General features: G+C 63.8%; 26 protein-coding genes. 9 read left to right on the top strand and 17 right to left on the bottom strand.

Annotation, left to right across the window (positions count from 1 at the left end):
* Window position 1 precedes the first annotated feature (1 nt).
* The 4 genes from lptE to ACIPZ8_RS18230 all read left to right on the top strand — a co-directional run bounded on the left by lptE (window position 2) and on the right by ACIPZ8_RS18230 (window position 3,330).
* Window positions 2-607, top strand: a complete 606-nt coding sequence (gene lptE, locus ACIPZ8_RS18245) for an LPS assembly lipoprotein LptE (protein WP_400725879.1) — start codon at window positions 2-4, stop codon at window positions 605-607.
* A gap of 37 nt (window positions 608-644) precedes the next feature.
* A complete protein-coding gene (gene holA / locus ACIPZ8_RS18240; RefSeq protein WP_159408750.1) occupies window positions 645-1,682 on the top strand; it encodes a DNA polymerase III subunit delta in 1,038 nt (345 codons plus the stop codon).
* A gap of 106 nt (window positions 1,683-1,788) precedes the next feature.
* The gene (gene arfA / locus ACIPZ8_RS18235) at window positions 1,789-1,953 is read left to right on the top strand and encodes an alternative ribosome rescue factor ArfA (protein ID WP_400725877.1); all 165 of its coding nucleotides are present in this window, start codon (window positions 1,789-1,791) and stop codon (window positions 1,951-1,953) included.
* A gap of 60 nt (window positions 1,954-2,013) precedes the next feature.
* The gene (locus ACIPZ8_RS18230; RefSeq protein ID WP_400725875.1) at window positions 2,014-3,330 is read left to right on the top strand and encodes a lytic murein transglycosylase; all 1,317 of its coding nucleotides are present in this window, start codon (window positions 2,014-2,016) and stop codon (window positions 3,328-3,330) included.
* 33 nt (window positions 3,331-3,363) lie between these two features.
* Here the strand turns inward: ACIPZ8_RS18230 and ACIPZ8_RS18225 are convergent, their stop codons facing one another.
* The 13 genes from ACIPZ8_RS18225 to ACIPZ8_RS18165 form a co-directional block, all read right to left on the bottom strand.
* A complete protein-coding gene (locus ACIPZ8_RS18225; RefSeq protein ID WP_400725872.1) occupies window positions 3,364-4,302 on the bottom strand; it encodes an LD-carboxypeptidase in 939 nt (312 codons plus the stop codon).
* Window positions 4,303-4,384: 82 nt separating this feature from the next.
* Window positions 4,385-5,401, bottom strand: coding sequence for a lipoyl synthase (gene lipA / locus ACIPZ8_RS18220; protein WP_060509515.1), 1,017 nt, complete (start codon window positions 5,399-5,401; stop codon window positions 4,385-4,387).
* A gap of 2 nt (window positions 5,402-5,403) precedes the next feature.
* The gene (lipB, locus tag ACIPZ8_RS18215; RefSeq protein ID WP_110637742.1) at window positions 5,404-6,051 is read right to left on the bottom strand and encodes a lipoyl(octanoyl) transferase LipB; all 648 of its coding nucleotides are present in this window, start codon (window positions 6,049-6,051) and stop codon (window positions 5,404-5,406) included.
* On the bottom strand, window positions 6,051-6,326 hold the full coding sequence (locus ACIPZ8_RS18210; protein WP_003249736.1) for a DUF493 domain-containing protein: 276 nt from the start codon (window positions 6,324-6,326) through the stop codon (window positions 6,051-6,053). The genes lipB and ACIPZ8_RS18210 overlap by 1 nt, the downstream gene beginning before the upstream one ends.
* 73 nt (window positions 6,327-6,399) lie before the next feature.
* Window positions 6,400-7,560 (bottom strand): D-alanyl-D-alanine carboxypeptidase family protein, encoded by a 1,161-nt coding sequence (locus ACIPZ8_RS18205; protein ID WP_400725869.1) that lies wholly within the window; start codon window positions 7,558-7,560, stop codon window positions 6,400-6,402.
* A gap of 224 nt (window positions 7,561-7,784) precedes the next feature.
* The gene (locus ACIPZ8_RS18200; RefSeq protein ID WP_400725866.1) at window positions 7,785-8,786 is read right to left on the bottom strand and encodes a septal ring lytic transglycosylase RlpA family protein; all 1,002 of its coding nucleotides are present in this window, start codon (window positions 8,784-8,786) and stop codon (window positions 7,785-7,787) included.
* On the bottom strand, window positions 8,786-9,796 hold the full coding sequence (gene mltB, locus ACIPZ8_RS18195; protein ID WP_400725863.1) for a lytic murein transglycosylase B: 1,011 nt from the start codon (window positions 9,794-9,796) through the stop codon (window positions 8,786-8,788). Before mltB ends, ACIPZ8_RS18200 begins: the two co-directional genes overlap by 1 nt.
* 17 nt (window positions 9,797-9,813) lie before the next feature.
* Window positions 9,814-10,917 carry a rod shape-determining protein RodA gene (gene rodA, locus ACIPZ8_RS18190; protein WP_050437190.1) on the bottom strand — a complete coding sequence of 368 codons (1,104 nt, stop codon included), beginning with the start codon at window positions 10,915-10,917 and terminating at the stop codon, window positions 9,814-9,816.
* A gap of 38 nt (window positions 10,918-10,955) precedes the next feature.
* Window positions 10,956-12,845, bottom strand: coding sequence for a penicillin-binding protein 2 (mrdA, locus tag ACIPZ8_RS18185; protein ID WP_400725860.1), 1,890 nt, complete (start codon window positions 12,843-12,845; stop codon window positions 10,956-10,958).
* A 16-nt stretch (window positions 12,846-12,861) separates the two neighbouring features.
* Window positions 12,862-13,329, bottom strand: coding sequence for a 23S rRNA (pseudouridine(1915)-N(3))-methyltransferase RlmH (gene rlmH, locus ACIPZ8_RS18180; protein WP_008090421.1), 468 nt, complete (start codon window positions 13,327-13,329; stop codon window positions 12,862-12,864).
* 9 nt (window positions 13,330-13,338) lie between these two features.
* Window positions 13,339-13,761, bottom strand: coding sequence for a ribosome silencing factor (gene rsfS, locus ACIPZ8_RS18175; RefSeq protein ID WP_400725858.1), 423 nt, complete (start codon window positions 13,759-13,761; stop codon window positions 13,339-13,341).
* Between the two features lie 44 nt (window positions 13,762-13,805).
* Window positions 13,806-14,465 (bottom strand): nicotinate-nucleotide adenylyltransferase, encoded by a 660-nt coding sequence (gene nadD, locus ACIPZ8_RS18170; RefSeq protein WP_400725855.1) that lies wholly within the window; start codon window positions 14,463-14,465, stop codon window positions 13,806-13,808.
* 1 nt (window position 14,466) lies between these two features.
* Window positions 14,467-15,738: a glutamate-5-semialdehyde dehydrogenase gene (locus ACIPZ8_RS18165; protein WP_400725853.1), complete on the bottom strand. Its 1,272-nt coding sequence runs from the start codon at window positions 15,736-15,738 to the stop codon at window positions 14,467-14,469.
* A gap of 204 nt (window positions 15,739-15,942) precedes the next feature.
* Between ACIPZ8_RS18165 and ACIPZ8_RS18160 the strand changes: the two genes are divergently transcribed.
* Both ACIPZ8_RS18160 and ACIPZ8_RS18155 read left to right on the top strand, forming a co-directional pair.
* A complete protein-coding gene (locus ACIPZ8_RS18160) occupies window positions 15,943-16,635 on the top strand; it encodes a DNA-3-methyladenine glycosylase (RefSeq protein ID WP_400725851.1) in 693 nt (230 codons plus the stop codon).
* Between the two features lie 3 nt (window positions 16,636-16,638).
* On the top strand, window positions 16,639-17,955 hold the full coding sequence (locus tag ACIPZ8_RS18155; RefSeq protein ID WP_400725848.1) for a bifunctional DedA family/phosphatase PAP2 family protein: 1,317 nt from the start codon (window positions 16,639-16,641) through the stop codon (window positions 17,953-17,955).
* A 39-nt stretch (window positions 17,956-17,994) separates the two neighbouring features.
* On the opposite strand, the gene ACIPZ8_RS18150 is transcribed toward ACIPZ8_RS18155, so the two are convergent.
* Genes ACIPZ8_RS18150 through ACIPZ8_RS18140 form a run of 3 tightly spaced genes read right to left on the bottom strand, consistent with a single transcriptional unit; the run spans window position 17,995 to window position 19,673 of the window.
* The gene (locus ACIPZ8_RS18150; RefSeq protein ID WP_400725845.1) at window positions 17,995-18,585 is read right to left on the bottom strand and encodes an LON peptidase substrate-binding domain-containing protein; all 591 of its coding nucleotides are present in this window, start codon (window positions 18,583-18,585) and stop codon (window positions 17,995-17,997) included.
* Window positions 18,586-18,594: 9 nt separating this feature from the next.
* On the bottom strand, window positions 18,595-19,311 hold the full coding sequence (locus tag ACIPZ8_RS18145) for an LrgB family protein (protein ID WP_400725842.1): 717 nt from the start codon (window positions 19,309-19,311) through the stop codon (window positions 18,595-18,597).
* Window positions 19,308-19,673, bottom strand: coding sequence for a CidA/LrgA family protein (locus ACIPZ8_RS18140; protein WP_400725839.1), 366 nt, complete (start codon window positions 19,671-19,673; stop codon window positions 19,308-19,310). The genes ACIPZ8_RS18145 and ACIPZ8_RS18140 overlap by 4 nt, the downstream gene beginning before the upstream one ends.
* A gap of 143 nt (window positions 19,674-19,816) precedes the next feature.
* Here ACIPZ8_RS18140 and ACIPZ8_RS18135 point away from each other — a divergent pair, with 143 nt between their 5' ends.
* The 3 genes from ACIPZ8_RS18135 to ACIPZ8_RS18125 all read left to right on the top strand — a co-directional run bounded on the left by ACIPZ8_RS18135 (window position 19,817) and on the right by ACIPZ8_RS18125 (window position 22,856).
* The gene (locus ACIPZ8_RS18135) at window positions 19,817-20,272 is read left to right on the top strand and encodes a MaoC family dehydratase (protein ID WP_400725837.1); all 456 of its coding nucleotides are present in this window, start codon (window positions 19,817-19,819) and stop codon (window positions 20,270-20,272) included.
* Between the two features lie 178 nt (window positions 20,273-20,450).
* Window positions 20,451-22,184: a C13 family peptidase gene (locus ACIPZ8_RS18130; protein ID WP_400725834.1), complete on the top strand. Its 1,734-nt coding sequence runs from the start codon at window positions 20,451-20,453 to the stop codon at window positions 22,182-22,184.
* A gap of 27 nt (window positions 22,185-22,211) precedes the next feature.
* Window positions 22,212-22,856, top strand: coding sequence for an oxidoreductase (locus ACIPZ8_RS18125; protein ID WP_400725831.1), 645 nt, complete (start codon window positions 22,212-22,214; stop codon window positions 22,854-22,856).
* A gap of 3 nt (window positions 22,857-22,859) precedes the next feature.
* Here ACIPZ8_RS18125 and ACIPZ8_RS18120 read toward each other — a convergent pair whose 3' ends face one another.
* Window positions 22,860-23,135 (bottom strand): YceK/YidQ family lipoprotein, encoded by a 276-nt coding sequence (locus ACIPZ8_RS18120; RefSeq protein ID WP_400725828.1) that lies wholly within the window; start codon window positions 23,133-23,135, stop codon window positions 22,860-22,862.
* Between the last annotated feature and the right edge of the window lie 3 nt (window positions 23,136-23,138).

The raw sequence follows: 23,138 nt of genomic DNA, 5'->3' as shown, positions 1-23,138 counted from the left end.
CATGATCAAACGCAATCTGCTGGTAATAGGCCTGGCTGTGCTGCTCAGCGCCTGCGGTTTCCAGCTGCGCGGCACCGGCACCAACGCACTGAGCGTCAAGGAAATGGACGTCAGCGCGCGCAACGCCTACGGCCAGACCGTGGTGCAATTGCGCCAGGTACTTGAGCGCAGTGGCGTCAAAGTCCACGCTGGCGCACCGTATCGCCTGGTACTGACCAACGAGCAGGAAAACTCGCGCTCGGCCAGCTACACCGGTGGCAACCGCGCCGCCGAGTACGAACTCACCACCACCCTCAACTACAGCATCCTGGGCCTGAACAACCTCGAGCTGCTGAGCGACAAGGTGGAAGTGCGCAAGGTTTACGTGCGTGACGGCTCCAACATCACCGGCTCCGATCAGGAAGCCCAGCGCTCGCGCGAAGAGATGCGTCGCGAACTGGTGCAGTCGATGGTCGCGCGCCTGCAACTGCTGAGCCCTTCGCAGCTCGATGAGCTGCAGCGCAAGGCAGACGCACGTGCCAAGGCCGAAGCCGATGCCCTCGAGGCAGCACGCCGTCAACAGGCGGAAACGCCGCAGCAGTCGCCTCTGGAAATCCCGGGCAACTAAGCCCGAGTGGGGCACTTCGGTGCCCCGCCTACTGCCCATGAAGCTCGCCCCCGCCCAACTCAACAAACACCTGCAAGGCAGCCTGGCGCCCGTATACGTAGTCAGCGGCGATGACCCGCTGCTGTGCCAGGAAGCTGCCGACGCCATCCGCAATGCGGCGCGCCAGCAAGGTTTTGACGAGCGCCAGGTGTTCAGCGCCGACGCCAACTTCGACTGGGGTACCCTGCTGCAAGCGGGTGCCAGCCTGTCGCTGTTCGCCCAGCGGCGCCTGCTGGAGCTGCGCCTGCCATCGGGCAAGCCCGGCGACAAGGGCGCCGCGGCGCTCATGGAGTATTGCGCCAGGCCCGCCGAAGACACCCTGCTGCTGATCAGCCTGCCCAAGCTCGATGGCAGCGCGCAGAAAACCAAGTGGGGCAAGGCACTGATCGAAGGTGCCCACTGCCAGTTCATCCAGATCTGGCCGGTGGATGCCCAGCAATTACCCCAGTGGATCAACCAGCGTCTGTCCCAGGCCGGGCTGTCGGCCCAACGCGATGCCGTCGACCTGATCGCTGCGCGGGTCGAAGGCAACTTGCTGGCCGCCGCCCAGGAAATCGAAAAGCTCAAGTTGCTGGCAGACGGCAACCAGATCACCGTCGAAACGGTGCAGGCGGCCGTGGCCGACAGTGCGCGCTTCGATGTCTTCGGGCTGGTTGACGCCATCCTCAATGGCGAAGCCGCACATGCCCTGCGCATGCTCGAGGGCCTACGCGGAGAAGGCGTGGAACCGCCGGTGATTCTCTGGGCACTGGCCCGTGAATTACGCCTGCTGGCCGGGCTGGCGCAACAGTTCAGCCAAGGTGTGCCGCTGGACAAGGCCTTCAGCCAGGCGCGCCCGCCAGTCTGGGATAAACGCCGACCCCTGGTGAGCAAGGCCCTGCAGCGTCTCTCGGCGCAGCGTTGGGCGCAGCTGCTGCAGGATGCCCAGCGTATCGATGCGCAGATCAAGGGGCAGGCCGAGGGGTCGCCCTGGACCGGGTTGTCGCGGTTGGCGCTGTTGATGGCCGGCCAGCGTCTGGTGCTTCCTTCGGAATAGGTGCGAAGCGGCCACAAGGCCTCAACCATAAACACAATCAATTGGCCCCGCCACCCTCTCAGGCCTACAGTGCGCCCCGAAACCCATCCAAACCGGGAACCCCGCCATGCGCAAGAAGCCGAAAAAGCACGGCCCCAACAAGGCCAAGTCGATCATCGCCCAACCCCTGTTCCGCTGCCGCCAGGAACAACCGGAAAAGGGCAAAGGCAGCTACCGCCGCGAAGCCTTCCAATCGAGAGATTGGGAGGCTTCTTACTTTTTGGCCGCATGAAAGCATCGCGAGCGCAGGCATGGTATGGTCGGCACCTGACCTGCAATTCTGGATCTGTGCATGCTCTTGAGTCTTCTCCCCCGTTGGAATTCCCGCCAGTTGCTCGCGGCCTCCAGCTTCATCCTGCTCGTCGCCTGCGCGGAAAAACCCACCGCCGCCGACGCCCTGCCGCTGGCCCCCGCCCAGCCTGCTCCGGTCGTTACCCTGCCTGGCACGACGCCCGAGGTCAGCACTGAAATCCAGCCCCTGCAAACCTTCGCCCAATGGCAAGCCGGTTTCCGCCAGCAGGCGCTGCAGGCCGGCATCGCGGCGGGCACCTTCGACCGTGCGTTCCTTGGTGTCCTGCCAGATATGGATGTGATCAAGGCCGACCGCAGTCAGCCTGAATTCACCCGCCCGGTATGGGAATACCTGGATGGCGCGCTGTCCCCCCTGCGCGTGCGCAACGGCAAGAAACTGCTGGAACAGAACGCCGAACTGCTGACCCGCATCGAGCAACGCTATGGCGTCGACCGCCAGGCACTGGTCGCCGTGTGGGGCATGGAGAGCAACTTCGGCCAGTTCCAGGGCAGCAAGTCGGTGATCCGCTCGCTGGCTACCCTGGCCTATGAAGGGCGCCGCCCGCAGTTTGCCCAAGACCAGCTGATCGCTGCCCTGCAGATCATCCAGCATGGCGATATCCAGCCTGAGACCATGCGTGGCTCGTGGGCCGGCGCCATGGGCCAGACCCAGTTCATTCCGACCACCTACAACACCTACGCGGTGGACTTCGACGGCGACGGCCGCCGCGATATCTGGAACAGCACACCCGATGCCCTGGCCTCGACGGCCAACTACCTGCAGAGCTCGGGCTGGAAGCGCGGCCAACCTTGGGGCTTCGAAGTGCAGGTGCCAGCCGGCTTCGACTACTGGCAAGCCGATGGCGCGCTGCGCAAGCCGGTCTACGAGTGGCTGCAGATGGGCGTGAAGCTGCCGGCAGGTACCCAGCTGCCAGCCGGCAGCAACCAGCTGTCAGCGGCCCTGCTGTTGCCGGCAGGTGCCCGCGGCCCGGCATTCCTGGTGCTGGACAACTTCCGCGCGATCCTCAAGTACAACAACTCGTCGTCCTATGCCCTGGCGGTGAGCCTGCTGGGTGATCGCTTCTCGGGTTGGGGCTTCATCAGCGGCAGCTGGCCGAAAGAAGACCTGCCATTGAGCCGCAGCGAGCGGATGGAGTTGCAGAATCTGCTGAATGCCAGCGGGCATGAGGCGAGGAACCCGGATGGCATCATCGGGGCCAATACCCGCAAGGCCATTCGCAATGCCCAGCAGCAGCTGGGGTGGCCGGCGGATGGCTATCCGACCCACAAGCTGCTCGACAGTCTGCGTCAGCGCTGATGCACCTGGGGCCGCTTTGCGGCCCCGGCTATTTCAAGCCTTGAACAAGTCCTGCCCCAGCACCAGTGTCTGCTTCTCGCTGTCCAGCCTCACCAATGCCCCCAGCGGCATGCACACATTCGGATCACAATGCCCACTGCGCCACCCGGCCAGCACCGGTACGCCCAGCGGCCCAAAGGTCTGCTCCAGCAGCGGCGCCAGTGCCGCGACAGTAATCCCGGCAAAATCCCCCACCAGCACACCCTTGATGCCCTGTAGCTTGCCTGCCAGGCGCAAGTGGGTCAGCAACCGGTCTACCCGATACAGCGGCTCGTTGACGTCTTCGATGAACAGGATGCAGCCCTGGGTATCTATCTCCGCTACTGTCCCGAGGGTCGCGCTCAGCATCGACAGGTTGCCACCGAGCAGGCGCCCACTGGCAACGCCGGGGACCACGCAGTTCAAGGCGAAATCGGTCGGATGGACAATTTCATCCCCCGCCCCCAAAAGCCCGCCCAATTGCGCCAGCAGCGACGACTCGGTCGGCTGCAACTTGGCGCCCAACAGGTCGGCATTGAGCATCGCACCATGGAAAGTGATCAGCCCGGTACGCTGATAGATCGCCGTGTGCAGCGCGGTGATATCGCTGTAGCCAACCAGCGGCTTGGGGTTGCGGCGGATCAGTTCGAAGTCCAGCTGATCGAGCAGGCGCATGCTGCCATAACCACCGCGCATACACAGGATCGCGTCGACCTCCGGATCGGCAAAGGCCGCATGCAGGTCCTGCAGGCGCTGCTCATCGCTACCGGCCAGATAGCCCTCGGCTTCATAGACGCCTGGGTAGATCCGGCAGCGGTAGCCACGCTCGGCGAACCACTGGCCAGCCTTCTGCGCATCCAGACGCGCCGGCCCGGCCGGGGCGACGATGGCGAAGCAGGCATTGTCCGCCAGCACCTTGGGCAAAAGGGATTCCATGGTTTCAGCGCAATTCATCGCAGCTCCTTTCTATACCGCAAAAACAAAAATGCCGATGCCGCCTCTCAGCGCGCATCGGCATGGTCAGCTCAAGCCCGGATCAGAGCTTGATCTTGGCTTCGTGAGCTTGCTGGTCGGCATGGTACGACGAACGCACCAACGGACCGGAAGCGACGTTCTTGAAGCCCATCTTGTAACCTTCCTCGGCGAACCAGGCGAAGGTGTCCGGGTGGACGAAACGCTGCACCGGCAGGTGGCTGCGCGACGGCTGCAGGTACTGGCCGAGGGTCAGCATGTCGATGTCATGCTCGCGCATGCGATGCATCACCTCGATCACTTCTTCGTCGGTCTCGCCCAGGCCGAGCATCAGGCCCGACTTGGTCGGCACGTGCGGAACCATCTGCTTGAACTTCTGCAGCAGGTCCAGCGACCAGTCGTAGTCCGAACCCGGGCGCGCAGCCTTGTACAGGCGCGGTACGGTCTCGAGGTTGTGGTTGAACACGTCTGGTGGCGTTTGCGCGGTGATTTCCAGGGCAACGTCCATGCGGCCACGGTAGTCCGGCACCAGGGTTTCCAGCTGCACGCCCGGCGACAAGGCACGGATTTCGCGAATGCAGTCGGCGAAGTGCTGGGCACCACCGTCACGCAGGTCGTCGCGGTCCACCGAGGTGATCACCACATACTTCAGGCGCAGGTCGGCAATGGCCACGGCCAGGTTCTTCGGCTCGTCCAGGTCCAGCGGCTTCGGCCGACCGTGGCCGACGTCGCAGAACGGGCAGCGACGGGTGCAGATGTCGCCCATGATCATGAAGGTCGCGGTGCCACCGGAGAAGCACTCGCCCAGGTTCGGGCAGGACGCCTCTTCGCACACGCTGTGCAGCTTGTGCTTGCGCAGCAGCTGCTTGATGCGGTCGACTTCCGGGGATACCGGGATGCGCACGCGGATCCAGTCAGGCTTCTTCGGCAGTTCGTCGGTGGGGATGATCTTCACCGGGATACGCGCGACCTTTTCGGCGCCACGCAGTTTTACCCCGGCTTCCACTTTCTTCGGCGCTGGGCGCGCGGTGGCATCCTGGGTAGGGATCAGGTTCGGCACGGCTTCTTGCACAGTTGTCATATTCAGTCGATTCCGCCCGTGAGGGTCGTCTGCTCAGCATAGTCGAGGTGCCTGACCAGCTGTCCGCGCAGCCTTGTCCTGACCTCGTCGAGTTCGATCGGGCCTGCCAGGTCGCGCAGCTGGGTCATGGCCAGCCCCGCATACCCACAGGGGTTGATTCGGCGGAATGGAGCCAGGTCCATGTCCACGTTCAGAGCAAGGCCGTGGAAGGAACGGCCGTTGCGGATTCGCAGGCCGAGGGAGGCGATTTTCGCTCCGTCGACATAGACACCCGGCGCATCGGGCTTGGCCACGGCGTTGACGCCATAGCTGGCGAGCAGGTCGATCAGGGTCTGCTCGATACGGCTGACCAGCTCGCGCACGCCAAAGCCCAGACGGCGCACGTCCAGCAGCAGGTAGGCCACCAGCTGCCCGGGGCCATGGTAGGTCACCTGGCCGCCGCGATCAGTCTGCACCACCGGGATGTCGCCCGGTACCAACAGGTGCTCGGCCTTGCCGGCCTGGCCCTGGGTGAAGACCGCGGGGTGCTCGACCAGCCAGATTTCGTCCTGGCTGTCCGGGCTACGTTGCTCGGTGAAGCGACGCATGGCCTCCAGCACCGGTTCATAGGGCTGCAGGCCAAGCTCGCGAATACCGAGGCAAAGCGACATCAGAGCACCATTTTCACGATGCCGGTGGCACGCAGGGCACTGTTGATGTCGTGCAGCTGGTTCTCGCTTTCAGCGACGATGTGCAGTTGCACGGTGGTGTACTTGCCTTCCTTGCTCTGGCGCTCGGCCAGGGTGGAAAGGTCGACCTTGGCGTGCTTGCTCAGGATCTCGATCACCGTGTCCTTGAAGCCGACTACGGTGTCGCCGATTACCTTGATCGGGTAATCGTCGCAGGGGAATTCGATTTTGTGCGACTTGACGTCAGGTTCGCTCATGGCGGAAACGGCCTCGTAAGCCGTGGCAACAACAACGCCCCCGCAGGATGCGCGGGGGCTTGCAGGTCACGTATCAGTTGAACAACCCGTAGAAGAATAGACGGATGCTATCCCACATACGGCGGAAGAAACCACCTTCCTCGACGCCATCGAGGGCGATCAGGTCGGCGCTGTGAACCACGTTCTCGTCCAGTTTGACTTCCACTTTGCCGATCACGTCACCTTTGGCGATCGGTGCGGTGAGCTGCGGGTTCATGGTCATCGAAGCCTGCAGGCGCTTCAATTGGCCTTTAGGCATAGTCATGGTCAGGTCGTCGGCCAGGCCTGCCTTGACTTGGCTGGTAGCGCCCTTCCAGACCGGAGCCTGGGCCAGCTCGGTGCCCTTCTGGTAGAAGGTCTGGGTTTCGAAGAAGCGGAACCCGTAGGTCAGCAGCTTCTGGGTCTCGGCAGCACGGGCCTGCTCGCTGTTGGTACCGAACACCACGGCGATCAGGCGCTGGCCGTCACGTACGGCCGAAGCCACCATGCAATAGCCGGCTTCCTCGGTGTGGCCGGTTTTCAGACCGTCGACGGTCTTGTCACGCCACAGCAGCAGGTTGCGGTTCGGCTGCTTGATGTTGTTCCAGAAAAACTCTTTCTGCGAGTAGATGGCGTAGTGGGCCGGGTCGATGGTGATGATCGCGCGGGCCAGCAGGGCCATGTCATGAGCCGAGGAGTAGTGCTCCGGGTTCGGCAGGCCGGTCGGGTTCATGAAGTGGCTGTTGGACATGCCCAGTTCGGCAGCGGTCTTGTTCATCATGTCGGCGAAGGCGTCTTCGCTGCCGGCGATGTGCTCGGACAGGGCGACCGAAGCATCGTTGCCCGACTGGATGATGATGCCGTGCAGCAGGTCGCTGACGGTCACCTGGCTACCGACCTTGATGAACATGCGCGAACCGCCGGTACGCCAGGCGTTTTCGCTGACGGTGACCGGGTCGTTCTCGCCGATCTGGCCACGACGGATGTCGACGGTGGCGATGTACGCGGTCATCAGCTTGGTCAGGCTGGCTGGCGGCAGGCGCTCGTCACCGTTGTTCTCGACCAGCACGTTGCCGCTGGACGCGTCCATGAGTACGTAGGACTTGGCTGCCAGTTGCGGTGGCGCCGGCATCATCTGCTCTGCTGCGAAGGCAGCAGGCGTGAGCATCAGCAGTACGGGCAGGCAAAGTCGTTTGGCAAGGTTGGTGATGTTCATCCGTCTCTCGAAAATCGCTAATGGTCTGATGTTCCCTGGGCCACATCGTGTGCCCAGCGCCAGTCAGTCTAGTTTTGATGGCCATGGCCGGCCCACCCCTGAACGGCTGAATCAGGGTGCGGCTTTATGTCGCTGCGGGCAAAAGCGGACATTGTACATGGCCGGGGCCGGCAATTCATGACAAAACCGACAGTTTGTGGGGGCCTGGGCCCCCACAAAAACTGTCAGTCAGCTGTGACAAGCTTGGCCTGGCCAAGGTTCGCCAGGCGAATGCTGTCTTGTGCCTGCTGGATCTCGCCCTGGCTGCTGAACGGCCCCAGGCGCACGCGGTGCAGGGTCTGCTGGTTACGCACGATGGAGCTGATGAACACCGGCGCGCTGACCATGGTACTGAGCTTGGAGCGCAGCAGTTCGGCAGCATCCGGGTTGGCGAAGGCGCCGACTTGGAGGACGTTGCCAGCAGCGCCGGCTGGCACGTTGCCGCCGCTCACCTGCACCGGTACCACCGGCGCCGCGTGCTGCTGCGGCGGCGGGGTCCACTGCTCGACCCGCCCGGTACTGGCCGGGATCGCCTGGGTCTGGGCGACCTGCGGCTCTTTCAGCATCAGCGGCGGCTGCTGGCCCTTCTGTGCCCACCATTGCTGCGGATCGATTCCCTCGACACGCACGTGCGCCGTGCCGATCTCGGCGTAGCCGAGCTTCTTCGCCGCAGCGTAGGACAGGTCGATGATGCGGTCGGAATAGAACGGGCCACGGTCGTTGACCCGCAGGATCACACTGCGGCCGTTGGCCAGGTTGGTCACCCTTACATAGGCCGGCAGTGGCAGGGTCTTGTGCGCCGCGCTCATGCCGTACAAGTCGTACAGCTCACCGTTGGCGGTGTTCTGGCCGTGGAACTTGGTGCCGTACCACGACGCGGTGCCTTCGGCGCGGTAGTTGCGCGCGTCCTGCATCGGGTAGTAGGTCTTGCCCAGCACGGTGTACGGGTTGGCCTTGTAGGCACCGGTATGCACGGTCGGCGTGGCATCGGGGATCTTGTTGACGTCGACATCCCACCACGGCGCACCGTCCTTGTGGGCCCGGTTGATGTCCAGGCCAGGCTGCGAGCGGACGACGTTGCCACTGCCCTGTGAGGTCGGGCGGCTGGAGGAACAGCTGACCAGCAGCATGCCGACGGTCATGCAGGTCAGCAGTTTGAAGGTGTTGCCAGAGAGGATTGCGCGCATTACTTGACGCCCCGTACTTGGACCAGCTGTTCCGCAAGCTGATGCACCGCCATGGCATACATCACGCTGCGGTTGTAGCGAGTGATCGCGTAGAAGTTCTTCAGGCCCATCCAGTACTCGGGGCCGTTGTCGCCCTCCAGGCGGAAGGCCGTAACCGGCAGATCATCGCGCAACGCATCATGGCTCGACCAGCCCAGCGCTCGCAACTCCCCGAAGGTTTTCGCAGGATCGATACCGGTGGTCAGGCCAAGATCAGCCTGCGTGCCACTGACCTGGGCGCGGCTGACCACGCCCTCGCCGGCTACCCAGCCATGGCGCTTGAAGTAGCTGGCCACGCTGCCGATGGCATCGTCGGGGTTGTTCCAGATATTGATGTGGCCGTCGCCGTCGAAGTCCACCGCGTAGTTGCGGAAGCTGCTCGGCATGAACTGCGGCAAGCCCATGGCACCGGCATAAGAACCCTTGAGGGTGAGCGGGTCGATCTGCTCATCACGGGCCAGCAGCAGGAACTCACGCAGTTCCTTGCGGAAGAATTCCGCGCGCGGCGGGTAGTCGAAGGCCAGCGTCGACAAGGCATCGATCACCCGGTAGTTGCCGGTGTTGCGACCGAAGAAGGTTTCCACGCCGATGATCGCGACGATGTACTGCGCCGGCACGCCATATTCTTGCTCGGCACGGGCCAGCACCGCTTCGTGCTGGCGCCAGAAGTCCACGCCACGGGCGATGCGCGCGTCGGTGATGAACATCGGCCGGTATTCCTTCCACGGCTTGACCCGTTCGGCCGGGCGCGAAATGGCGTCGAGGATCGACTGCTTGCGCTGCACCTCGCGGAACACACCATTCAGTTGCTCGGGGGCAAACCCATTGTCGCGGCTCATCTGGAGCACGAACTCGGTCACCTGTGGCGAGCCATCGTAGTCGCCGGCCTGGGCCAGCTGTACAGCGCCGAACAGGCCCACCGCGCCGATCCACGGCGCACAACGGGCAGCCCAGTTACGCACTGCTTGCATGAAATTCTTCACCTTATTCAAACCTGTGCGATCCATTTGCGGTGCGTGTGGATCGACATCAGAACGCCAAACGCTGACAGCAGCGTCACCAACGAAGTTCCGCCATAGCTAATGAAGGGCAGCGGCACGCCCACCACGGGCAACAGGCCGCTGACCATACCGATATTGACGAACACATATACAAAGAAGGTCATGGTCAGGCTGCCCGCCAGCAGCTTGCCGAACAGGGTCTGCGCCTGTGCGGTGATCATCAGCCCGCGGCCGATCAGCAGCAGGTAGACGATCAGCAGCAGGCAGATGCCGACCAGGCCGAACTCCTCGCCAAGCACCGCGATGATGAAGTCGGTATGGCTTTCCGGCAGGAAGTCCAGGTGCGACTGGGTACCCAGCAGCCAGCCCTTGCCAAACACGCCACCGGAACCGATCGCGGCCTTCGACTGGATGATGTTCCAGCCGGTACCCAGTGGGTCGCTCTCCGGGTCGAGGAAGGTCAGTACGCGCTGTTTCTGGTAGTCGTGCATCACGAAGAACCACATCGCCACCGCTACCGGCACCGTCGCCGCGAGCACGCTGAGGATCCAGCGCCAGCGCAGGCCACCCATGAACAGCACGAATGCGCCGGAGGCGAGAATCAGCAGCGCCGTGCCCAGGTCAGGCTGACGGACGATAAGAATGAACGGCACGCCGATCAACACCAGGCTTATTGCCACGTGTTTCAGGTGCGGCGGCAAGGTGCGCTTGGAGAGGTACCAGGCGATGGTTGCCGGCATGATGATCTTGAGGAATTCCGAGGGCTGGAAGCGGATCACCCCGGGGATGTTGATCCAGCGCGTGGCGCCCATGGCGTTGTGGCCCATGACGTCCACCACCACCAGCAGGAACACCCCGACCAGATACGCCAGCGGCACCCAGCGGGCCATGAAGCGCGGTTCCAGCTGGGCGATGACGAACATCGAGACCAGGCCGATGCCGAACGAGGTGGCCTGCTTGAGCAGCAGGTCCCAGTTCTTGCCACTGGCCGAATAGAGGACGAACAGGCTGCCGGCCGCGAGGGTCAGCAGGATGATCAGCAAGGGGCCGTCGATGTGGATGCGCTGCAGGAAGCTGGCGCGTCGACGCATCACGTCCTCGCTGGAGAGCATGCGATCGAAATTGTTCTTCACTGGGCCGTTTCCTGGGCGACGGTGGCAGGCGCGAATTCGCTTTTCAGCCGGCCGCTCTCGTCGAGCAGCCAGGCGTCCATGATCTGCCGCACCACTGGCGCGGCAACGCCGGAGCCGGACTCACCGTTCTCGACCATCACCGAGACCACGATCTTCGGATCGTCGGCCGGGGCGAAGGCGACGAACAGCGCGTGGTCGCGGTGGCGCTCCTGGAGTTTGTTGCGGTCGTACTTCTCGCCCTGCTTGATCGCCACCACCTGGGCGGTACCGCTCTTGCCGGCAATGCGGTACTGGGCGCCGGCTGCCGCCTTGCGCGCGGTACCGCGGGCGTTGTGCATCACCTGCTCCATGCCGTGGGTGACCTTGGCCCAGTCGGACTTGTCGCGCAGGACGATGTCTTCCATCGGGTTAGGGTCCACCGGCGGCTGACCCTCGATGGTCTTGGCCAGGTGCGGGCGGTTCCACACGCCCTTGTTGGCGATCAGTGCAGTGGCCTGGGCCAGCTGCAACGGCGTGGCCTGCATGTAGCCCTGGCCGATGCCGAGAATCAGCGTTTCACCCGGGAACCAGGCCTGGCGGCGGGTGGCGCGCTTCCACTCGCGCGACGGCATCAGCCCGGGCGACTCCTCGAACATGTCGAGGGCCACCTTCTGGCCGATGCCGAACTTGTTCATGTAGCTGGACAGCCGATCGATACCCATCTTGTGGGCAAGGTCGTAGAAGTAGGTGTCGTTGGAACGCATGATCGCGGTGTCCAGGTCGACCCAGCCGTCACCGGTGCGGTTCCAGTTACGGTATTTGTGATCGTAGTTGGGCAACTGGTAGTAGCCCGGGTCGAATACCCGGCTGCTGGCATTGACCACCCCGCTGTCGAGGCCGGCAATGGCCACCGCCGGCTTGATCGTCGAGCCCGGCGGGTACAGGCCACGGAGCACGCGGTTGAACAGTGGCCGGTCGATCGAGTCGCGCAGCTCGGCATAGGCCTTGAAGCTGATGCCGGTGACGAACAGGTTGGGGTCGAAGCTCGGCTGACTGACCATCGCCAGCACTTCACCGGTACGCGGGTCGAGCGCCACCACCGCGCCGCGCCGGCCGCCCAGGGCGGCCTCGGCGGCCTCCTGCAGCCTGATGTCGAGGCTCAGCACGATGTCCTTGCCCGGCTTCGGATCGGTGCGCTTGAGCACCCGCAGCACGCGGCCCCGGGCGTTGGTCTCGACTTCCTCGTAACCGACCTGGCCGTGCAGTTCGGGCTCGTAGAAGCGCTCGATGCCGGTCTTGCCGATATGGTGGGTGCCGCTGTAGTTGACCGGATCGAGGGTTTTCAGCTCTTTTTCGTTGATCCGCCCGACATAGCCGACCGAATGGGCGAAATGCGCCCCCTGAGGGTAGTGGCGCACCAGCTGGGCGACGACCTCGACGCCCGGCAGGCGGAACTGGTTGACCGCCACGCGGGCGATCTGCTCTTCGTTCAGCTCGAACAGGATCGGCACCGGCTCGAACGGCCGTCGCCCCTGCTTCATGCGCTTCTCGAACAGCGCCCGATCGTCCGCTGTCAGGTCCAGCACTTCGACGATGTTATCCAGCACTTCCTGCCAGTTACCCGCACGCTCGCGGGTCATCGACAAACTGAAGCTAGGCCGGTTGTCGGCGATGATTACCCCGTTGCGGTCGAAAATCAGGCCACGCGTCGGCGGAATCGGCTGCACATGCACCCGGTTGTTCTCCGACAGCGTCGAGTGATAGTCGTACTGGATGATCTGCAGGTAATACAGACGTGCGACCAGCACGCAGATGAGCAGGATGACCGCCACCGCGCCGACCACGACGCGGTTACGCACCAGGCGGGCGTCTTTCTCGTGGTCCTTGAGACGGATCGGCTGCGACATCGGACTGCTTACAGGCTCATTTGTGGTAAGGGTGCCCGGACAATACCGTCCAGGCGCGGTAGATCTGCTCGCCGATGAGTATCCTTACCAACGGGTGCGGCAGGGTCAGCGGCGACAGCGACCAGCGTTGCTCGGCACGCGCACAGACCTCAGGCGCCAGCCCTTCCGGGCCGCCCACCATCAAATTCACCGTGCGCGAGTCCAGGCGCCAGCGGTCCAGCTCGGTCGCCAGCTGCTCGGTACTCCAGGGCTTGCCATGGACCTCGAGGGTGACAATGCGTTCCCCAGGCTGAACCTTGCTCAGCATGGCTTCGCCCTCCTGACGGATCAGGCGGGCGACGTCGGCATTCTTGCCACGGGTGTTCAGCGGGATTTCCACCAGCTCGAGCGACAGCTCCTGGGGCAGGCGCTTGGCGTATTCATGCCAGCCTTCCTCGACCCACTTGGGCATGCGCGAGCCGACCGCGATCAGGCGCAGACGCACGACGCTTCCTTATTCCCGGTCTTTGATCTTGGCGTCGAAGTAGTCGCTGGCGTTTTCCGGGCTGTGGTGCTTGCCATCGGCGGCACGGCTCTGCTCGGCGCCCATCCACAGGCGCTCGAGGTCGTAGAACTGACGGGCAGCGGCGGTCATCATGTGCACGATGACGTCGTTCAGGTCCAGCAGTACCCAGTCGCTGTCGCCCTTGCCTTCTTCACCCAGAGGCTGCGCGCCCTCTTTCTTGACCGACTCACGGACCTTTTCCAGCATCGCGTTGATCTGGCGGTTGGAGGTACCGGTGGCAATGATCATGTAGTCGGTCAGGCTGTGCTTCTCGCGCACGTCGATGACCTGGATGTCCTGGGCCTTGACGTTTTCCAGGGCGCTGATGGTCAGTTTGACCAGTTCTTCGCCATTGATTTTCTGCTTGCTCATAAAAAACTCTTCAACTCGTTTGGATGAGGCGCCCTGGGGCACCGTCAGTTAGGGGCACGATACAGCTCGTGCGCCTCGATGTAGGCCAGTACGGCGTCCGGCACCAGGAACCTCACCGATTTGCCGCTGGCCAGCAGCTGTCGGATCTGTGTAGCCGACACCGCGAGCGGCGTCTGCCAGACGAACGAAATATTCCCCGCCGGGCCGGACATGGCGGTGGGATCGCTCTCCGAGCGCGCAGCCAGCAGGTTGCGCAACTCGTCAGGGGGTTCAACGTCGGCATCCGGGCGTTGCAGCACCAGGATGTGACAGTGTTGCAGCAGTTCTTCCCAGCGGTGCCAGGTGGGCAGACCGCAGAAGGCATCCCAGCCAAGCACCAGGAACAGCTGGTCGTCGACGCCCAGCTCGGCGCGGATCGACTCCAGCGTGTCGATGGTGTACGACGGCTTGTCGCGTTCAAGCTCGCGGGCATCGACGCTGAGGCAATCGACACCCTTCACCGCTTCACGGACCATGGCCAGGCGGTCCTGCGCCGCCACCTGCGGGGTATCGCGGTGCGGCGGACGGGCATTGGGCAACAGGCGCAGCTCGTCGAGCGCCATGAACTCGGCCACTTCCAGCGCGCTGCGCAGGTGGCCGATGTGCACGGGGTCGAAGGTACCGCCAAGAATGCCGATGCGCCGGACTGCCTGGGCCTTGCTCAACTCAGCAGGACTCCTGGCCACGCAGTTGGCCGTCACCGATCACTACGTACTTCTCGCAGGTCAGGCCTTCCAGGCCGACCGGGCCACGGGCGTGCAGCTTGTCGGTGGAAATGCCGATTTCCGCGCCCAGGCCGTACTCGAAGCCATCGGCGAAGCAGGTCGGGGTGTTGAGCATCACCGACGCCGAATCCACTTCGGCCATGAACTGGCGGGCCTGGCCCTGGTGTTCGGTGATGATCGAGTCGGTGTGATGCGAGCCGTACTGGTTGATGTGCTCGATGGCCTGGTCCAGGCCGTCGACGACGCGGATCGACAGGATCGCGTCGAGGTACTCGGTGTGCCAGTCGTCTTCAGTGGCCGGCTTGGCCTCGATCAGCGCGCGGGTACGCTCGCAACCACGCAGTTCGACGCCCTTCTCCTGGAAGCGGCGGGCCATTTCCGGCAGGAAGCCTTCGGCCACGCGCTGGTCGACCAGCAGGGTCTCCATGGCGCCGCAGATGCCGTAGCGGTAGGTCTTGGCGTTGAACGCCACGCGCCAGGCCTTGTCCAGGTCGGCGTGCTCGGCCACATAGACGTGGCAGATACCGTCCAGGTGCTTGATGACCGGCACGCGGGCATCACGGCTGATGCGCTCGATCAGGCCACGGCCGCCGCGCGGCACGATGACATCGACGAACTCGGGCATGCTGATCAGCGCGCCAACGGCTTCGCGGTCAGTGGTTTCGACCACCTGCACCACGGCAGCTGGCAGGCCCGCCGCCGCCAGGCCACGCTGGATACAGATGGCGATGGCGCGGTTGGAGTGGATGGCCTCGGAGCCGCCACGCAGGATGGTGGCGTTGCCCGACTTCAGGCACAGGCTGGCGGCGTCGATGGTCACGTTCGGGCGGGACTCGTAGATGATCCCGATCACCCCCAGTGGCACGCGCATCTTGCCGACCTGAATGCCCGACGGGCGGTAGCTCATGTCGCGGATGGCGCCGACCGGGTCCGGCAGGCTGGCCACCTGGCGCAGGCCAGTGATCATGCCGTCGATGCGCGCCGGGGTCAGCGCCAGGCGGTCAAGCAGCGCTGGCTCCAGGCCATTGGCACGGCCGGCGGCCAGGTCCAGTTCGTTGGCTGCGGCAAGCTCGGCACGCGCAGCATCCAGCGCATCGGCGGCGGCCTGCAGGGCGCGGTTCTTCTGCGCGGTGCTGGCACGTGCGATGACGCGGGAAGCCTGGCGTGCGGCGCGACCCAGGCGGGTCATGTAGTCAAGAACGGACTCAGTCATGGGTTCGGTGTCTTGGCGAAGGGGAAATCGGCTGATTATAACTGTCGCGCAGGTATACGCCCAGCGGCGGGTGGCGGATGGTAGAAAATGGCGCGCAAGAATCCATAGGAAAGATGTAACCGCGCTTATCGAACTGTCCCGGTTCAGCCTCGATTAAGCTATTCATTGCTATCATCCCCGCCTTTACTGCCACGAACCGCCAGCATGCCAGCCTCAGCCCCCTGCCCTGCACTCGCCCTCCCTGACAGCTTCTTCGACCGCGACGCCCTGACCTTGGCCAAGGCGTTGCTGGGCAAAGTCATCCGTCATCGCCATGGCAACCTGTGGCTGGCCGCACGGATCATCGAGACCGAGGCCTACTACCTCACCGACAAAGGCAGCCACGCTTCGCTCGGCTATACCGAAAAGCGCAAGGCGCTGTTCCTCGACGGCGGGCACATCTACATGTATTACGCCCGCGGCGGCGACTCGCTCAACTTCAGCGCCCAGGGCCCGGGCAACGCGGTGCTGATCAAGTCTGCCTACCCTTGGGTCGATGCCATTTCCGATGCCAACAGCCTCGCGCAGATGCAGCTGAACAACCCCGATGCCAGCGGCAACCTGCGCCCGCCCGAGCGCCTGTGCGCCGGGCAGACCCTGCTGTGCAAGGCCATGGGCCTGAAAGTGCCGCACTGGGACGCACAACGCTTCGACCCCGAACGCCTGTACGTGGAAGATTGCGCGATTGCTGTGCCTACCGTGGTCCAGGCTGCGCGCCTGGGCATTCCCCACGGCCGCGACGAACACTTGCCGTACCGCTTCGTCGATGCCGAATTCGCCCGCTTCTGCACCCGGAACCCGCTGCGCCGGGGCCAAGTCGAAGGGCAAGACTTTTTCATCCTAAAACAAGGAAGCTGAAACATGGGCCAATGGCTCGACAGCCTGACCGGCTGGCTCAGTGCTCACCCTCAGTGGCTTGGCCTGGCAATTTTCCTGGTGGCTTGCGTGGAATGCCTGGCCATTGCCGGCATCATCGTACCGGGCACGGTACTGCTGTTCGCCGTTGCCGTACTGGCGGGCAGTGGCGCATTCAGCCTGGGTGAAACCCTGCTGCTGGGTTTCCTCGGCGGCCTGCTCGGCGACGCGCTGTCGTATACCATCGGCAAGTACTTCCACCAGAACATCCGCCGCCTGCCGCTGCTGCGCCACCACCCGGAATGGATCGGCAGCGCCGAGGCCTACTTCCAGCGCTACGGCATTGCCAGCCTGCTGGTCGGCCGCTTCATCGGCCCGCTGCGGCCGATGCTGCCGATGGTCGCCGGGATGTTCGACATGCCTCTGCCGCGCTTCATCGCCGTCAGCCTGGTGGCGGGCGCGGGCTGGTCGGTCGCCTATCTGCTGCCAGGCTGGGCCACTGGTGCAGCCATGCGCCTGCCCTTGCCGGAAGGCTTCTGGCTGGATGCGGGCATCATCGCCGGTACCCTGGCGGTGCTGATCGGCCTGAGCCTGAACAGCAGCCTGCGCGATCAGCGTCATGCTACCCGGCTGATCGCCGGCCTCAGCTTCGTCGCCTTGACGGCGGTGTTTCTTGGCTGGCCCTACCTGCAGGCATTCGACCAGGGGCTGATGACGCTGGTGCAGGAGCACCGCAGCAAGGTGATCGACGGCACCGTGGTGCTGGTGACCCGGCTGGGCGACTTCAAAACTCAGTTTTTCCTGGGCGGCCTGCTGACCGGCTTGCTGCTCCTGGCGCGCCAGTGGCGGCATGCCCTGTTCGCGGGCGGCACGCTGATTGGCACGGCCCTGGCCAATGGCACGCTGAAATGGCTGTTCGCCCGCGCCCGCCCGGAAGTACTGAGCGACCCGCTGACCAGCTACAGCATGCCCAGCGGGCACAGTTCAGCGTCGTTCGCGTTCTTCCTGACCCTGGCGGTACTCGCCGGGCGCGGCATGCCGCCACGCATGCGCCTGACCTGGGTGTTGCTGGGCTGCATTCCGGCGCTGGCGATTGCCTTGTCGCGGGTGTACCTGGGTGCGCACTGGCCGACCGACATCATGGCCGGGGCATTGCTGGCCTGCTGCGTGTGTGCGCTGAGCCTGACATTGGTGCAGCATCGCCAGCCGCTGACAGCAATGCCGCAGCGCGTGTGGTGGCTGGTGTTGCCGGCATGCATCGCGCTGCTGGCGTTCTTTGCCATGCATGCGTTGCCCCACGCCCTGCTGCGTTACCAGTACTGAGATAGCCGCGAAGAGGCCAGTACAGACCACTGAATTCAGTCAGGCGAACAACTCACCCTGAATCCGCTCCAGCAGCTTCTGGATCTCTTCCAGTCGCTGCGCCGGCGAGTCGATTGCCAGCAGGTCCAGCTTGTCCTCTTCCATGAACGGCAGCAGGTAGGCCAGCTGGTTGGCCAGGGCCTGACGCCCGTCGACATCCCGCGGCATGTCCAGCGCTTCGACCATCGGGTGCTCGCCCAAGGCCACCAGCAGCGCCATCAGGTCATCGTCGTGCTCGGTGAGCGGACTGTCCGGTTGTTCCGCCAGCCAATGCACTTCACCCACCAGCAACTGGTCCTTCTGCACTTCGGTCTGGCTCAACTCGAAGCGCCGCACACCCTCCACACGAATACCGAGCAAGCCGTTGTCCTGCTGGACGAAGTCGCGGATCACGGCCTCGCAGCCAATCGAGGCCACCACCGGTGGCGCCTTGCCGACCTGTTCGCCTTCGACGATGCACACCACGCCAAAGCCGGTACCCTGCTTCATGCAGCGGCCAATCATGTCCAGGTAGCGCGCCTCGAAGATCTGCAGATCCAGCAGGCAACCGGGAAACAACACGGTATTGAGGGGAAACAGCGGTAGCGTCATCACAACTCCTCAAGCCACCAGGCTGACCGCCAACGGCAGGAATACCGCCGTGGCCACCCCCATCAGGCTCATCGCCAGCGCGGCAAAAGCGCCGCACTCGTCACTTTCCTGCAAGGCCACTGAAGTGCCCACGGCATGGGCCGTCACCCCCAGCGACATGCCACGCGCCTCCGGGCTGTGCACTCCCAGGCGGGTCAGCAGCGCCGGGCCGAAGATCGCCCCGATCACGCCGGTAATCAATACGAACACGGCCGCCAACGCCGCCACACCACCAATCTGCTCGGCCACCAGCATGGCGATCGGCGAAGTGACCGATTTCGGCGCCATGGTCATCAGGATCATGTGCTCGGCACCGAACCACCCGCCCAGCAGCAGGCAGCAGACCGTGGCGAACAGGCCTCCGATTACCAGCGTAGTAAATGTCGGCCAGAACAGCTGCCGGATGCGCCTCAGGTTGAGGTAGAGCGGCACCGCCAGGGCCACGGTGGCGGGGCCGAGGAGGATGTTCATGATTTCGGTGCTCTTGCGGTATTCGGCGTAACTGATGCCGCAGGTCAGCAGCACGCCGATCACCAGCAGCATCGATACCAGCACCGGTTGCAGGAAGATCCAGCGGGTCTTTTCATAGGCGGCCAGCACGATCTGGTATGCGCCCAGGGTGATACCGATGCCGAATAGCGGATGATGGATGACTGCGTCGAGCGCACCTTGCCAGTCGAGGATCATGGCTGCTCCTCACGCTTGCCGTGCTGGCGATCGATGAGCTTCTGCATCAGCAGGCCGACGAACACCAGAGTCAACAGGCAGGAAATCAGCAAGGCACCGGCAATCGCCCAGAAGTCTGCGGCAATGTCCCTGGCATAGACCATCACCCCCACCGCCGGCGGCACCAGCAGCAGTGGCAGGTAGCGCAGCAGGCTACCGGCGGCCTCGCTCAGCGGCTTGCCGACTTCGCCACGGGCCATGAGGAAGAACAGCAGCAGCAACAGGCCGATGATCGGCCCCGGCAGAATCGGCACGCACAAATGATTGAGCGCCGTACCCAGCAGTTGAAACAGCACCAGCCAGGTCAAACCACGCAACAGCATAAGGATCTCCTTCAGGCATGCCGGCCATTATAAGCATGCGCTGCCCGTAAGCCGATATTCGCCGAAAAGCGGGCATCTTGACTGAAACGGTTCGCCGTGATGATCTTGCACTCTCGTACCAAATGACAACCTGGAGAGTCGCGATGCCCTATGTACCGGTAAACGAGCTATCGCAATACGTTGGAAAGGAGCTGGGACGTTCCGACTGGCTGAAGATCGACCAGCAGCGCATCAACCTATTCGCCGAGGCCACCGGCGATTTCCAGTTCATCCATGTCGACCCGGAAAAGGCGGCGAAAACCCCGTTCGGCACCACCATCGCCCACGGTTTCCTCACCTTGTCGCTGATCCCCAAGCTGATGGAAGACATCCTGGTGCTCCCGGAAGGGCTGAAGATGGTGGTCAATTACGGGCTCGACAGCGTGCGTTTCATCCAGCCGGTCAAGGTCGACAGCAATGTGCGGCTGAAGGTGGACTTGGGTGAGGTGATCGAGAAGAAGCCTGGGCAATGGCTGCTGAAAGCCACCGTTACCCTGGAGATCGAAGGCGAAGAGAAGCCGGCCTATATCGCCGAACCCCTCTCGCTCTGCTTCGTCTGATAGGGCCTATTCGCGGGCGAAGCCGCTCCCACAGGATCGCCACAGGGCCAGGCCTTGTGCAGGACCTGTGGGAGCGGGCTTGCCCGCGAAGAATCCAGCACCGATTTCAGCCAGATCACAGATACCTGCGCCCCGCATTCTGCGGCATACTCGGCAGACTTTTTGCCTGGATTCCGCCATGCGTCCACTGCTCCCCTTCGCACTGTTCCTGATGCTCGCTGCCTGTGGCGATGGTGAGTCGTTGTCGCCGCCCGATGCGCGCCTGCCCGACGGTGGCCGCTACCGGGGCCAGGTGGTCGATGGGTTGCTGCAGGGCGAGGGGCGCATCGACTACCCCAACGGCAGCTGGTACGCCGGCAGCTTCAAGGACGGCCAATGGCATGGCCAGGGTGAGTGGCACGGCAGCAATGGCGAGATCTACCGGGGCCAGTTCGACAAAGGGCTGTTTCACGGTCTGGGCGACCTGACCACCCCGGGCAGCCACTATGCCGGCACGTTCAGCCATGGCCGGCGGGACGGCGAAGGCAGCCTCAAGCAGGCCGACCAGACCTACCGCGGCCAGTTCAAGGACGACCAGTACGAAGGTGCGGGCGAACTCGAACTGGCCGACGGCAGCCGTTACCAAGGTTTGTTCGCCAAAGGCAAGCCCAATGGCGCGGGTGTGCGCAGCGATGCCAGCGGCAACCAGTTCAGTGGCCGCTTCGTCGATGGCCAGCTGCAAGGCAGCGGCACTTATGACAGCGTCGATGGCGAGCAATACATCGGTGAATTCAAGGACAACCGCCTGGAAGGCCGCGGCCGCTACGAAAATGCCGACGGCGACGTGTGGATCGGCGACTTCAAGGACGGCTCACTGATTGGCGAAGGCGAAATGCTCGGCAGCGACGGTAGCCACTACAAAGGCACGTTCGTCGACTGGCGCCTGTCCGGCCAAGGCAGCCTGCAGTTGCCTGATGGCAGCAAGTACGTCGGCGGTTTCGAGAGCGATGCCTACCAAGGTCACGGCAAACTGACCCTGGCCAGCGGCCAGGTCGAAAGCGGCACCTGGGCCAATGGCGTGCGCGTTCGCGACCAGAAAGGCAAACTGCTGCCCGACCCGCTGGACCTGGCCCTGCTCAACCAAGGCCGCCTGCTCGAAGAATCCCTGGCCCGGGTACCACGCTCGGCATCGCCCATCCAGTTGTACAGCCTGGTACTGGCCGGCGATGGCCAGCAGAGCGTGTTCCTGCGCGAAGCCGACTATGTCAGCAACATGCTCAAGGTGCGTTTCGGTGCCAGCGGCCAGGTCACCCTGGTCAACCACCGCGACCAGATGACCACCCGGCCCATGGCCACCCGCGAGAGCCTCACGCGCGCCGCCCGCACCCTGGCCGAGCGCAGCGGCCCGGAAGACCTGATCTTCATCTACCTGACCAGCCACGGCAGCGAGGACCACCAACTGGTGCTCGACCAGCCACGCCTGCAACTGGCCGACCTGTCCGCCGACGAACTGGCCAGCGCCCTGGCGCCACTCAAGGACCGCGACAAGATCATTGTCATCTCCGCCTGCTATTCCGGTGGTTACATCGCCCCGCTCAAGGACGATCGCACGGTGATCATGACGGCGGCACGTGCCGATCGGGTATCGTTTGGTTGTTCGGAAGAAGCAGACTTCACCTACTTCGGCGACGCCCTGTTCGCCGAGGCCCTGAACCAGACCGACGACCTGAAACAAGCGTTTGAACTGGCGCGCAGCAGTGTTGCCGAAAGAGAACGAAGGGAAGGTTTCGAAGCCTCCGAGCCACAATTCTGGGCTCCGCCCGCAGTGCTGGCACATTGGCAGCAACTGCGTAAGCAACAGGCCGAAGAAGCCTTGCGTAATGCAGCACAGGCCAAGGCCGAGGAACAGGCAAAAACGCCTGCCAGCCGCTAAGCTTGTGTGTAACAAGGGAGAGACATCATGTATTTGACGCCTCAGCATGTCCTGCTTGCCGGAGCTACCGGCCTTACTGGTGAGCACCTGCTCGACCGCCTGCTCAACGAACCCACCATCAGTCGCGTGCTGGCACCGACCCGTCGGCCACTGGCCGGGCACCCTCACCTGGAAAACCCGGTGGGCGACCCGGCAGTGTTTCTCCCGCAACTGGCCGGTCGCGTCGATATTGCCTATTGCTGCCTGGGTACCACCCTCAAACAGGCAGGCTCGGAGCAGGCGTTTCGTGCCGTCGATCTGGACATGGTCGTCGCCTTCAGCAAGCGCGCACGGGAAATGGGGGCGCGGCATCTGCTGGTGGTCAGCGCGATTGGCGCCGACCCCAAATCGCCGATTTTCTACAACCGGGTCAAGGGCGAGATGGAAGAAGCGCTCAAGGCCCAGGACTGGCCACAACTGACCATCGTGCGCCCGTCGCTGTTGCTCGGTGAACGGGTACAACCACGGCTCGGCGAGAAGCTGGCATCACCGTTTTCGAAGTTGATGCCGGGCAAGTACAGGGGGATCGAGGCCTGTACCCTGGCCCGGGCACTCTGGCGCCTGGCGCTGGAGGAAGAGGACGGCATTCGGGTCATCGAGTCCGACGAGTTGCGCAAACTCGGCAAGAAATAGCCCCTACAGGCCGCCCGTAGCCTGAAACCCTATGCCTGCCGCCGTCAGCAATGACAGTGGCAGGAGCAGCGTATCCAGCAGCATGCTGCCTGGCAGGTCCAGGTGTGGATACGCTGGCGCCTCAGCCCCGAAGCGATCCTTCGGGCAGCACCCGCCATTGATCACATACATGTCCAGCCGGGTCCCGGCGTATACCACCGGCGCCCCAGGCTTGTTGGCATCCAGCGTGCGCGCCGTGGCGCAGCCGCCGAGCAGGCTCGCCGCCAGCAAGCCGGTCATCAA

It is taken from the genome of Pseudomonas sp. NPDC089422 (genome assembly GCF_044749405.1).
Taxonomy (GTDB): domain Bacteria; phylum Pseudomonadota; class Gammaproteobacteria; order Pseudomonadales; family Pseudomonadaceae; genus Aquipseudomonas.
Note: the sequence above shows the minus strand (reverse complement) of the source record. Positions and strands in the feature narration are given on the sequence as shown.